The organism is Bacillus sp. FSL R5-0712 (genome assembly GCF_038593285.1).
GTDB classification, from domain to species: domain Bacteria; phylum Bacillota; class Bacilli; order Bacillales; family Bacillaceae; genus Bacillus; species Bacillus safensis.
This window is the reverse complement of sequence record NZ_CP151981.1, coordinates 1116317-1129151: the sequence shown is the minus strand read 5'-3', so window position 1 is coordinate 1129151 and position 12835 is coordinate 1116317. Positions and strand designations below refer to the sequence as shown.

The 12835-nt window shown below is 42.0% G+C and carries 12 protein-coding genes; 2 read left to right on the top strand and 10 right to left on the bottom strand.

Annotation, left to right across the window (positions count from 1 at the left end; genetic code table 11):
* Window positions 1-39 precede the first annotated feature (39 nt).
* The 6 genes from NSU11_RS05490 to NSU11_RS05465 are packed head-to-tail and all read right to left on the bottom strand — an operon-like array spanning window position 40 to window position 8350.
* Window positions 40-1854: an IucA/IucC family siderophore biosynthesis protein gene (locus NSU11_RS05490; RefSeq protein WP_342493834.1), complete on the bottom strand. Its 1815-nt coding sequence runs from the start codon at window positions 1852-1854 to the stop codon at window positions 40-42.
* 13 nt (window positions 1855-1867) lie between these two features.
* Complete coding sequence (locus NSU11_RS05485; protein WP_041117094.1) at window positions 1868-3217, bottom strand: lysine N(6)-hydroxylase/L-ornithine N(5)-oxygenase family protein; 1350 nt, start codon at window positions 3215-3217, stop codon at window positions 1868-1870.
* On the bottom strand, window positions 3192-3746 hold the full coding sequence (locus NSU11_RS05480) for a GNAT family N-acetyltransferase (protein ID WP_103132112.1): 555 nt from the start codon (window positions 3744-3746) through the stop codon (window positions 3192-3194). Before NSU11_RS05480 ends, NSU11_RS05485 begins: the two co-directional genes overlap by 26 nt.
* On the bottom strand, window positions 3743-5524 hold the full coding sequence (locus tag NSU11_RS05475; RefSeq protein WP_332284619.1) for an IucA/IucC family protein: 1782 nt from the start codon (window positions 5522-5524) through the stop codon (window positions 3743-3745). The genes NSU11_RS05480 and NSU11_RS05475 overlap by 4 nt, the downstream gene beginning before the upstream one ends.
* The gene (locus NSU11_RS05470; protein WP_332284620.1) at window positions 5521-7017 is read right to left on the bottom strand and encodes an aspartate aminotransferase family protein; all 1497 of its coding nucleotides are present in this window, start codon (window positions 7015-7017) and stop codon (window positions 5521-5523) included. The genes NSU11_RS05475 and NSU11_RS05470 overlap by 4 nt, the downstream gene beginning before the upstream one ends.
* Window positions 7004-8350: an aspartate aminotransferase family protein gene (locus NSU11_RS05465; protein WP_024425084.1), complete on the bottom strand. Its 1347-nt coding sequence runs from the start codon at window positions 8348-8350 to the stop codon at window positions 7004-7006. The genes NSU11_RS05470 and NSU11_RS05465 overlap by 14 nt, the downstream gene beginning before the upstream one ends.
* Before the next feature lie 384 nt (window positions 8351-8734).
* Between NSU11_RS05465 and NSU11_RS05460 the strand changes: the two genes are divergently transcribed.
* Entirely contained in the window at window positions 8735-9271 is a 537-nt protein-coding gene (locus NSU11_RS05460; protein ID WP_044334187.1) for a serine acetyltransferase, read from the top strand.
* Here the strand turns inward: NSU11_RS05460 and NSU11_RS05455 are convergent.
* From NSU11_RS05455 to NSU11_RS05440, 4 genes are all read right to left on the bottom strand, one after another.
* Window positions 9266-9523 (bottom strand): hypothetical protein, encoded by a 258-nt coding sequence (locus NSU11_RS05455; RefSeq protein WP_024425086.1) that lies wholly within the window; start codon window positions 9521-9523, stop codon window positions 9266-9268. The two genes, NSU11_RS05460 and NSU11_RS05455, sit on opposite strands and share 6 nt — an antisense overlap.
* Before the next feature lie 31 nt (window positions 9524-9554).
* Entirely contained in the window at window positions 9555-9830 is a 276-nt protein-coding gene (locus NSU11_RS05450) for a hypothetical protein (RefSeq protein ID WP_024425087.1), read from the bottom strand.
* 62 nt (window positions 9831-9892) lie between these two features.
* Window positions 9893-10450, bottom strand: coding sequence for a GNAT family protein (locus NSU11_RS05445; protein ID WP_073204656.1), 558 nt, complete (start codon window positions 10448-10450; stop codon window positions 9893-9895).
* A gap of 14 nt (window positions 10451-10464) precedes the next feature.
* Window positions 10465-11331 carry an AraC family transcriptional regulator gene (locus NSU11_RS05440; RefSeq protein WP_024426517.1) on the bottom strand — a complete coding sequence of 289 codons (867 nt, stop codon included), beginning with the start codon at window positions 11329-11331 and terminating at the stop codon, window positions 10465-10467.
* 113 nt (window positions 11332-11444) lie between these two features.
* On the opposite strand from NSU11_RS05440, the gene NSU11_RS05435 reads away from it, so the two are divergent.
* Window positions 11445-12821, top strand: coding sequence for an MATE family efflux transporter (locus tag NSU11_RS05435; protein ID WP_342493833.1), 1377 nt, complete (start codon window positions 11445-11447; stop codon window positions 12819-12821).
* Window positions 12822-12835: the final 14 nt, after the last annotated feature.

Here is a 12835-nt window from a genome sequence, read left to right as displayed (position 1 = left end):
CAAACAAGCTGTAGACACTTGATGTCTACAGCTTTTCTATTACTTCTCCCCAACTGACGAAAGAACATGAGCGAGTGCATTTGTGACCTTCCCATGCTCTGAAGCATGCGGGCGGTCATCTCCATCTCCATAGCCATAATCAATCATTCGATTACGATTTAAGCAAAGCTTTGTCAGCTTCGGCTGGAATAGATCAAATAATTCAAAACGGTCTTTTAGCTGTGGAAATTGCTTTTGATACTGCTGAATTTCTTCAGCAAGCAAACGCCAAAGAGTCGTTTCATCTAACAGATTGTGATTGTCTAATACGTTGGATACATAACGCAGATTGCAAATAAATAATCCTGTAAAGATAAATTGTACTAGACCTTCTGGCGGCTCACTGCGCAGCACTTCTTTTAAATCTTCTTCTAGTGAAGCTAATTCAGGCAGCGGCTGGTCACTTATATTCACATCATCAACGAAATCTTTGATCGCCAAACGATGCGGCTGATGATTTTTTAACACAAGAATTGTATTTTGCCCATGCGGTGAAAAGACTGTGCCGTATTGATACATAAAGTGCAGCAGCGGCGGCATCACGACATGGAAGAACTTCGCCATCCATTCTTTTGCTGAGAGACCTGATTTTTCAATCAGCTGCTTGATATACGGCTCACCTTCATGATCCTCGTAAGTAAGTGCCGCAAGTGTAACAGGGCTCTCCCCTTCTTCTAAGTACGTATAAATGCTTTCTCTAAAAATGACACCGAGCATCTCAAGATATTGATACGGCGCACCAGGCAGTTTGCTGTAGTATGGATGATCGACATTGATACTTGCATTCTCACCTGGTAAAATGACGCGGCAGACATCAGATAAAAATGAGTCTTGATCGGCAATCCCTTTAATATGCGCTGTAATGCGCGGGGCAATGACCGTACGTTCTGATGGGAGTCCACGGTACACGAGCGTATTTAAAATACTCATTGGCAGTTTAATATGATGCTTGTCTTTATTTGAGATATTTGTAAAGGTTCTGATCGACTGCTGCGGGATATATTGATCCAGCCCTTCTCCCAAATACACAATCCGGCGCAAGGCCAAATCTTCAGGGAAATGCTGAATAATCATATGCGTCCACTGCCACTGATGAACAGGCATCATATAATAGTCAGCTGCATTCAGTCCTTCATCCTTTAACACACGCTGAAATTGACGAATCGTGACTTCATCTAATTCTTTGGCGATCACCTGCTCATAGTTTTCATGATCGACTGCATGGAATGTCGCAAGCTCTCTATGTAAAGCAATCCAAGACAGCTGCACACATTCCTGCCGTTCAGGTGCATAGGCTAAGTAATCATCGTAGCTGAATCCTATACGTCCTTTGTTATACACAATCCAAGGATGGCCTGTCATTTCTCCTTCAATCCATGCATAATCCGTATCTGTCAGTTCATCCGCACGAAGTGCTTTTTTCGACAGCAAATGGACATCGGCTAACAAAGTATGGTGAAGCTCTTTGATAAGATGGCCTGTTGTGTCAGAGGACATTGGAATGATCGGCTGAATGTCTAGTAAAAACACAATGGCACTGACATCCTTTGACCATTTTCCATCTTGACAGTACTCAATTGATTCAGCGATTGTATCAAAACTATCAAACAACCGAGGTTTTGCCAGATAACGATATTTCTTATGTTCGTGAATGATTAATTCATACTGCGCGATGCCATCCTTACAATCCAGCTCAACAGGATGAAGCATGTCCTCATACATATATTCAGACAGCATTTTAGCCACCATTCGCTGGTTTGCCTTTTTCCAAGCAGCAGGATTCACCGCTTTTTTCAATTCATCTTGTACACTCATCGCTTCATCCTCCTTATCCTTTCATTTCTTCAAATGTGTGTGCGTTCTTGTGTGTACCAAATGTCTGGAAGACGTGCTTTTGATAAAGTGGATACACAGTTTGACGAGCAAGTTCATTGATGATCACACTGTTTCGATAAGCCCCCAGCCCCAAATCTGGTGCGCCGACCCCATGAGTATGAAGCTCTGCATTTTGTACAAAAATATCATTTTCACCCATCGTATTTGTTTTCAAACGATATTCACGTTCAACTTGGAATCTCCCTTGATCATCCCATTGAATGTGATGAGAAATAGGATTGATAAATGGCGGCAGAACGGATTGATAGCCAGTCGCCAATACGACAATATCCGTCTCATGTGTAAAGGATTCTTCCTTGACCCATTGCGTGCATGAAAGTGATAACCCGCCCGCTGTTTCCTCAATCAAGTTGACCTCTGTCATGGCTTGAAGCACTGTGTTCAGCTGGTTTCCGCAGGCAGAACGTTCATAAAGCAAATGATAAATATCACGAATCATCGCCGAACTGATACCTTTATAAAGCAAGTCTTGCTGTTTTAATAACGCATCCTTTTTGGCTTGCGGAAGCTCATAAAAGAAATCAATATAGTCAGGGGAGAAATACTCAAGTCCAAGGTTTGAATATTCCATTGGGAAAAATCCTTTTGATCGTGTAAACCAGTGAATATCCTTTGCCTCATCATCTGATAAAATGTCATAAAACACTTCTGCCGCACTTTGACCAGAGCCGATAACTGTTACAGATTTCCCTTTGAAACAGCCTTCTTTTTTTCGTTTTAAATAGTCAGCTGAGTGAAAAACCTTCTCTCCTAAAGCTGGCTGGAGCGATGCGGGTATCGCCGGCTGCGTGCCAATTCCTAAGACGAGATGTTTGCTTTCAAACACCTCTACAGTTTGGTCCTTTACATGACGGACATGCACTTCATAGCGCTTTTCCCCTGCCTTTTCAATCAGTGAGACAGATTCGACGTTCATGCCAAATCGGCAGGAGTCTAACTGGTCAGCGACCCAGCGGCAATAATGACTGTATTCCTTGCGCGGGATATGGAAGTCTTCTAGAAAGTAAAATGAATACAAACGGTTTTGTTCCTGCAAATAGTTGAGAAAGCTATATTTGCTTTTCACATCTGCCATGCTGACAAGGTCCGCTAAAAATGGGACTTGCAGTGTTGTCCCTTCAATGAGCATCCCTGGGTGCCAGTGAAAGGCTTCACTTCTTTCAAAAAACAAAGCGTTGATTTCATTTACCTCTTCAGATAATGCGGCAAGCCCCAGGTTAAACGGGCCAATGCCGATCCCTATTACATCCACTACATTATTTTGCTTGTTGAACCGCGTCATGGTTATACTTCCTTTCGAATCGTTCTCGATCACAAAACATCAAAAGACCTGTTTTGTCGGGTAAAGTAACTGGTTTTACACGTTCGAAGCCGCATTTTTCAAATACATGAATCATTTTTTCATTGCGAATATCCGGCTCAGCAACGATTTTTTCTGTTCGTTTGTTCTGCTCAAATTGAAATGCTGTCATTGCCTTAAGGAGCGGCGCAGCAAATCCTTTCCCCACATAATCCGGCTCCCCTATTAACAGGTGGATGCCTTGATCATGCGGAGAAGGCTCATAGTAGGATTCAATGATATCCCCTTTGACGTTATAAGCCTCAAAATAACTCATTGGTGTACCATCAATCGTGCCTAAATAAAGGGTTTGATGCGGATCATGTATCGCCTGATAAAAATGCTTTTCAAAATCAGAAAACGGAATATTCAAATGCCAAAATGGGTGAACATACTCTTCTTGCATCCACTTATGGACAAGCTGGACGTCTCTTTCATATTCAGCGCGAATAAACCTAATACGATGCCTCATCCAATCAGCGCCTCCTTATGTAAAAAGAGCGGATTCAAGACAGCCGTGTAACGAGATTGTGTTTCCAGAGATCCGGTCAGCTCATCCATATCTTCAAATCGTGTCAGCAAATTCGCTTTTGAAGGAAGTTCTTTTGAGCGGAGAAGGCTGTTAGTCAGATCAGATGCTCCGTACGTCTCCTCATGAGCGAGCAATGTATCTCTCACAAGTGCCAGCAAGTCTTCTTCCTTTGCAAGGCCTTCCGTGCCAAAGCCATTAATGAGACCAAATAGATGATTAAAGAAGAAATAATAACGAAGTCTCTCAACGGCTACATCATCTGCACAAATGGTTTCACTTCTCACGCTCAAGTTTTGAACTAGATTCGCGAGCTTATCCTTTTTCGATTCACTATAATAGTAGCCTTGGTTGTCACGGTAATAGAAGGTCTCTGGATAACCATCCTTCATTTGCACAACAGCATTTTGCTGATGGGCCTCGAGTGCAAGACCATACGTTTCAAACAGCCAGAGCATCGGCTTTAACGAAATAGTCAAATATTGTTTAAACCAATCTTGGCTGACCGCTTCTGTTGACCTGCCTTCTGCGCCTGCAAGTTTATGAATAATTCCTGCTAATCTCGATTTTCCTCCATACGCATGATCCTGACACAGCCCAGCAATTAAGCTTGCGCCTTTTTCACGATGCAAGAATGGATTTTGACGAATAACCACTTCAAAGCCAGATTCCGCTTCATCTCCTCGAATAGAGAGATATGCAGGATCTTCAATGACCCGGAATCCAGAGAATTTTTCATATAAAGAAACGCCTAATTCTGTTTTTAAGATGCGGGACATCTCTACTCCTCGATCCAGTTCCTTTTGTTTATTGATGCGTAACGAGTTTGTAATTTTCACAGGAACAGAGAATTTGAGCATGTAAGCAGAATCTTTTTGATAGACCGTTCTAAAGGATGAGGTCGCTGTGTATTCAGACCCGAGCGGTCCTAAATAAGTCAGTTTCCCCTCCACTATATAACGCTTCACGAATGCCTTCTCCATGACCACTTTGACTTGCAGCGGATGAATCGGAATGAGCACATATTCTCCGTTTTCTGTTAACCTATTCAGCCTCTCTGTTTCTTCTGGCACCTGACGCGAAAGCTCTTCTAACATGAGGCTTGCCGCAGATTGTGAAATAGACGAATCCTGAAGCACAATCGAATGGTGCGCTTTAAAGTAATGAAGCTGGAAAGCTCCTTTCAGCTCAGGAGAATAGACGGCTTCCTCTTCTTCTGTCATCCCTTGTCTGCTTTTTGGTGTAGGATGTGTTAAATGTCCAAGGAGAAGTGACTGCTCAGCCTCGATGTACTCAAAATCAGCTTGAGATAAAGCAGCTTGATCACTTTCTCTCTCCTTTAAGAATCGTTCAATATTTCGGCAGCTTAAAATGATGCGAAGCATGAATTCATCCTCTGCATCTGTACGGCCATATGCAATGAGAAGCTCCTTTGAACATAAAGCAACAAGTGTCGTGTAATCGACGACCGTTCCCTCTTTTTCGCTGCCACTTGGACGAAAGCGAATCGGAAAATCAAAGAGATGGCGGCCTACAGATGAAAAATATCGGATCGGAATCACAAGCTCAAGGTCTTGCTTTGCTAGTTTTGCCACGAATACAAGCGATCCATCTGCTTTCGTCTCTTTTTTTGCAGATCGATCGATTCCTGTTTCACGTAAAAAACAGTTTAAAAAGCTTTGCATAGTTGCATTTTCAGCCATTTGTTTATATTGACTCAACGTAGTACCCTCCCGGATTGAATATGAGCGATCCCGATATCAACGATGTCAGAAAGGATTTCCTCAATATGTGTAATTGTCGTTCTCGGATTTAACAAAGTGAATTTTAAGCATGTTTGACCATCCACCACTGTTTTCGCAATGACAGCAGTTCCTGATTTGAATAACGTTCGATGAATGATTTTATTGATGTCATCCGTTCGTTGGTCATCCTTAAATCGAAACACAACTGCATTGATTTCTGGCTCAGGATTGATCACTTCAAGGTGATCATTTCTCTCGATAAGTGCTGCCACATCCTTCGCAAAATCAATGGTATGGTCAATGATGTCACCAAACCCCTCCTCTCCAATCAGACGAAGAGAAAGAAGCAATTTCAGTGCGTCGAACCGGCGCGTCGTTTGGACAGATTTATTGACGAGATGTAGAATTCCATCCAGTTCATCTTCCTTTGGGTTAAGATAATCTGCATGATAATTGATCAAACCAAAATGTCTTTTATCCTTCAGCAAAAATGCCCCGCAGGAGATCGGCTGATAAAATTGTTTGTGGAAGTCGATCGTGATTGAATCAGCAAGCTCAATACCGTCTAATTTACACCCGTAGGTTTCGCTTAATATAAGCGCACCTCCGTAAGCAGCATCTGCGTGAATCCATAGACCGTATGGCTTGACGATGTCATACACATCTCGAACCTGGTCAATACTGCCAAAATCAGTTGTCCCGCAAGTCGCCACTACCGCAAAAGGCAGGAGATCCTGTTCCTTTAACTCAACAAGTTTCTTCTTCAAATCGTTGAGGTCCATGCGGTGATGCTCATCTGTCTCTACTAGAACAACTGCCTGCTCCCCTAAGCCTATCTGTGATGCAGATTTCTTCACAGTGAAGTGAGCATTCTTAGAGCAAAGAATTCTCATGCGGTGAGCCTCACTCGGCAAGCCTTTCTGCTGAACATTCCATTGCCATGTGTTTTCACAAAATGCATCTCTTGCAAGAAGCAGTCCCATATAGTTAGATTGGGTGCCACCGCTCGTAAATGTCCCATCTGCTAGATTTCCATAAGAAAACTTCGCACATAGCCACTTTAAAATTTCCTCCTCAACCAAAGATGCAATACCGCTTTGATCGAAGGAATCCATTGATTGGTTAAAGGAGCTTACCATCACCTCTGCGGCAAGAGCAGGTATGAGCGGCGGGCAATGCAAATGTGCCAAGCATTTAGGATGCGATACATCAACGAGATGCGGCAAAAGATGCTGCTTTATATCTTGAAAGACAGATTCCATTGATTCGCCAGACGGTTGAAACTGAAATAAGGATTCGACACTAGCCGCTAATTTCCCAGGCAATATTCCGCTGTATGGTCCTTGGTCTTTTTGCCACTGATCCAGTAAGCTGTCGATAGATGTATGAAGAGCCGCTCGGAAGGACTCTCTTCCAAGCTGGCTTTGATTGATAAATAATGAATCCACAGAAGCTTTAGTTGATTGCATCGTAAACGGCCTCTTTGAAAATGGCGATGACTTGTTCAAGCTGTTCTTCTGTCATGATCAATGGCGGTAAGAATCGAATGACGCTGCCGAAACGGCCTCCTGTCTCTACAATTAAGCCTTTGTCGAAGCAATTCTTTTGAATGAGACTTGCTAGCTCAGGATTTGCTGGATAACTTCCATCCACATCCTGCTTTTCATTTGGATTGACAATTTCAGCACCAATCATTAATCCTCTTCCTCGAACATCACCGATAGCAGGTACATTTTTTTGAATGTCTTTTAAATAAGCCTGCATGCGATTACCTAACTGGTCTACATGATCAAGCAGATTGGTTTCTTTTATAAATTTAAGCGTAGCAGTTCCTGCAGCCATCGCCATTTGATTTCCTCTAAATGTGCCAATGTGTGCACCTGGATTCCATTGATCCAAATCTTGATCATAAATCACAACTGAAAGCGGCAGACTTCCACCAATGGCTTTAGATAATACAATAACGTCTGGCACAATTCCTGCATGTTCAAAGGCAAACATCTTACCTGTTCGGCCAATGCCTGATTGAACCTCATCGATAATGAGCGGAATGCCTTTTTCTTTTGTGATTCTTCTCATTTCTTTTATCCATTCAATAGATGCTGGAATTGAGCCTCCCTCACCTTGCACAGCTTCAAAGATCATACCTGCTGGCGGAAGAATACCACTTTCAGGATCATTTAATACACGCTCAATATAAGAACTGGAAATACGGTGTGAATCTTTACCGCCAATGCCAAATGGGCAGCGATATTCATATGGATAAGGCATGAAATGCACATCTGGAATTAACCCTTGCACTCTTTCCTTTGGAGACAAATTTCCGCTTAATGACATCGTGCCATGTGTCGCACCGTGATAAGCACCGTGGAAAGAAAGAATGGAACGATTACCTGTCGCTGTCTTGACTAATTTAATCGCAGCTTCTATGGCATCACCGCCAGTTGGTCCACAAAATTGAATTTTTGCTCTCTTTGCAAACTCTTCTGGCAGGTGAGAAAAAATTTCATTCACAAACTCTTCTTTAATTTCTGAGGTTATGTCCAACGTATGCAATGGTCTTTTTTCATGAAGCATACGTTCAATAGCTTCTATAACAACCGGATGATTGTGACCAAGTGCAAGTGTTCCTGCGCCTGCCAGACAGTCATAAAACTCTCTGCCATCTGCATCTGTCACGATCATACCCTCGGCTTTTTGCATGGCTAATGGGAACCGTCTCGGGTAAGACCTTGCATTAGATTCTCTTTGACTTTGCTGCTCTAAAAATTGCTGATTTTTAGAAACGGTTTTGATGGACATAATAAAACACTCCTCCAATTGATAAAGATTATCATTTTCATTTATTAGCCTAGAGGATGTGAGATAGGAAAGTCAATTGTATTCAAAAAGATGATTCAAAAAGCATATGAATGCAATATTCTCTTTTTAATGAGTATTTTCGAGTAATTTTTACAAACCTTACTGCCATAAGGGGATGGAACGCATGAGACGGTTTGATATTGAAAAAAATTACAAATCATTCTTCCTGGTTCTTTTGTTCTATTCAACTCAAAGCGCTCATTTTATGAAGAAATTTGGATGAAATGAAGGTAGAAAATTGAAGAAGTAACACCATTTTTTCTTGATATAAATGGATTTGATGGTATAATTTCTCTGAAACATAAAGGAATGGAGGGGAATTTGATGATTTTTACAAAGCACGATCTTCACCATTACTTAATGCAGGATAAGAAAGCATTAGCGATTACGCGCAGAAGACCAAAGTGGTTTGGGGACGATATATGGAAATATCAAAGGTATTTGCGAAAATATGAATACTATTCTAATAGCGGCGCTCTACTGCGCAAATGGTTTTATCGCTATTTACATAAAAAGAAAGGCATGCAGCTTGGCTTTGATATTCCGATTGGCGTCTTTGGCCCCGGCCTTAGAATCAATCATAGTGGTCTCTTAATTGTGAATAAGCACGCAAAAATTGGGGCATTTTGTGATATTCATCAAGGGGTGAATATTGGCCAAAACCATTCCGAAAAGGATGTACCAACCATTGGAGATCACGTATGGATTGGCCCCGGTGCTAAGCTGTTTGGAGACATTTATATTGCAAATCATATTTCAATCGGAGCAAATGCCGTAGTGAATCGTTCCTTTCATGAAGAGCAGATCGTCATTGCTGGTGTACCGGCTCAAAAGGTAAAAGAAAAAGGCCCTTCTTCATGAAGGCGCCTGATAAAAAAGAATAACACCGATCAAAACAGAGATGAGCAGCATGAGATAAAACAAGATGGTTAAAATCAAGATCGTCCAGCCCAGCCCCTTCCTCTCTGTCTTGATCAAATAAATACCGAGTACGATGGTACTAAATAGCACGCCTAAAATGGCCCACAGCCATTTGTCTTTGTTGTGCTTTGGCGCATCAAACCATAAATAGATGGCAACAGCAAGTGAAACGAATAGACCCGTTAATCTCATATTTAAATTCCCCCTTATGTATACGCGCTCTCTATGATGCGTTTGAGTATCCGAAGATCAGCAACAGGAAGTAAAAGACAAAGACTAGTATAACAATAGAATAGATGATGATGGACACGATCAGAACTGTCCAGCCCAATCCTTTTCTTCCTGTTTTGATGAGGTATATCCCAAATGCAAAGAGCCCGAATAAAAGACCTAAAATAGACCATAACCATTTATTTTTCCCATGTTTTGGTGCATCTATCAATAGATAGATTGCGACTAAAATAGAAACAAACCATCCAGTTATCCAGCCCACATTCATCTGCCAACCTTCTTCTTCAGTTTATTCCATTATATGATACTTTTGTCCTAAAAAATAATGATTCAGAGGATATTGCGCGGGAGGCTTTGCCATTCCTCTCTCAGCATCCCAAAGCGCATAGAGTCATAATACTCTCCTTGATAATAACGGACCTTTCTCAGTCTCCCCTCAAGGACAAATCCGCATTTCTCTGCGCACCGCATCATCCGTTCATTCCCTGACCAAGTTGTTAAACCAATTCGAGGGATATCAATATGCGTAAATAACACATCAATCCATAGATTTAATGCCTTTGTCCCAATACCCCCGCTCCAAAAACGTGAGTCATAAATGATAATGCCGCATTCAAGCCACCTCGTACGTTCATTCTCCCAATAATATGAGACGGTGCCTTTGATATCACCATCTATTTCAATGCCATATAGCTTTTGGGGAATGGATTCTTCCTGTAAGTAACGTTTCTTAAATGCAGCAAGCGGGATTTCGTGTTCATAAAAATAAGGGGCATTCCATTTTCGATAGGACTGGTCTGATGCTTTAAATTTTAAATGCCACACCGTCTCTAAGTCCGTTTCGGTTAATGGACGTATGTTCACAAGCTCTTCCTTTTCCCTTTTCATCTGTTCACGTTCCTTTACTTTGTCGTTCTTTTTGCTAAATGACGGTACTCGATCGGCGTCATGCCTTCATTTTGCCGAAACAGTTTAGAAAAATAAGTAGGGTCGTCAATACCTACATGATCTGCAATAGCAGCGATTTTTTCATTCGTTGATGCCAGCATGCTTTTGGCTTTTTCGATTTTGAGACGATGGCTGTACTGGTTTGGCGTCAATCCATATACCGTCTGCATACATCTTGTCATGTAGTCAGGATGATAGTGCAGTTTCTCTGCAAGCTGCTCCATGTGTAATTTCTCCATAAAATGATGCTCAAGATAATGAACCACTTCTGATGCGACGGTCTCCTTTGCACTTGGAATATGGAATGCTTCCTTTTGCAGGTGAATGAGCAGTTCCTCAAATAGAAGCTGTTTTTTCAGCGGAAGTTCAGATGCACCATGATTTAGTGCTCTCATCGCTGAAAGGTGTTTTTCTAACACACTTCGTCCTTTCACTTTTCCTAAACGGGGCAGACTAAATTCATAGGTTGCCGGCTTTTCAAAGGTAGCTTGATTTTGTTTCATATCAATCCAGTGTTCTCTCAGCCGGTTCGTCAGCTCAAATCGGTCAATTGAGAAATGCAGCCACTCATAGTGGGTTTCCTCTTCACATGGCAGATGTCCACCATGAGACAGGCCCGGTGAGAGAATCGTATATTCACCTTCTTTTACATGAAAAGCCTCCTCGCCCTCTGTCATCCATAGTTCACCTTTTGTGACATAGAGCAGATCAAATACAGTGAAGGTTCTTGAGATATGTCTTTCTCCTTGATGAAATACCCCTTTACCTGATGCAATATAAGTAGGAAACGGCGGTACAGTAAATGTAATAAATCGATCCATATTCATCCCCTTATGAAGTCGGATTTCTCCAATAAGTTTCGGTTTCGTCTCTTCTTATTATAGTCGATGCACGGTACACTATAAATCGGATTTATACGAAAGGGGGCTATGTGATGAAATCTCAAACCCTGTCATATGAAAAGGTTCAAGCAAAAGATGAGAAAACACACCCTTCATTATTTGCATTAACTTGGCCTATTTTTATCGAAATCTCTTTATATATGCTCATGGGGAGCGCTGATACACTCATGCTCAGCCAATACTCCGATAACAGTGTGGCCGCAGTAGGTGTAAGCAACCAGCTCCTGAATTTATTAATTGTCATGTTCAGCTTCATTACAACAGGAACGACCATTGTGATTGCGCAGCTTTTAGGAGCTGACCGCAAGCAGGAAGCGGCTCAAGTCGCCTATGTCTCACTAGGAACCAACTTCTTGATCAGCTTTGTCATTAGTCTCCTTATGTTTATTTTAGCTGTTCCAATCCTGAACATGATGGGCTTATCAAGTGAACTCATGCCGGATGCGGCGGTCTTTTTACAAATTGTCGGCCTGCTTTCTTTTATTCAAGCACTCATTATGACGTATAGTGCTATTTTAAAAAGCTACGGATATACAAGAGACACGATGTATGTCACCATCGGAATGAATTTGCTCAACGTTGCCGGTAATTATTTGGTCATTTTTGGTCCGTTTGGCTTTCCTGTATTAGGTGTCATGGGTGTTGCCTTTTCAACCTCACTGGCTCGGTTGATCGGATTGATGGCGATGATCCTCATTGCCCGCCGCCGCATTGGATTGCATTTTTCGCTGAAGAGTATGTTTCACATCCAGCGGACGCATTTAAAAAAGCTGCTGAAAATTGGTATTCCTTCTGCCGGAGAGCAGCTTTCTTATAACGGCTCTCAAATGATCATTACACTGTTTATTACATTTATGGGAACGCAGGCTTTAGCCGCAAAGGTCTACACTCAAAATTTGATGATGTTCATTATGTTGTTTGGTGCAGCGATTAGCCAAGGGACACAGATTTTAATCGGGCGCCATATTGGAGCGAAAGAATTTGATGCTGCCTACCGCAGATGTATGAAAAGCTTATACTGGGCCATTGGGATCTCTCTTCTTTCTTCCACTGCTTTATCTTTATCATCGACGCATTTGCTTACCTTTTTCACTAGCAATCGTGAAATCATTCAAATCGCCGCCACACTTCTCCTATTGACGATCATTTTAGAGCCGGGACGCTCTTTTAATATGGTCATTATTAATTCATTGCGGGCTGCTGGTGACGCGAAGTTTCCAGTGTATATGGCGATGATTTCAATGTGGGGAATTGGGCTTCCGATCGCTTATTTGTTAGGCATTCAATTTGAAATGGGTCTCATCGGAGTTTGGATTTCTTTTATCGTGGATGAATGGGTCAGAGGCATCTTCATGTATAGGCGCTGGCGTTCCAGAGTATGGACGGAGTATCGTTTTTCTTCCACATAAAAAGGACTGCGGGT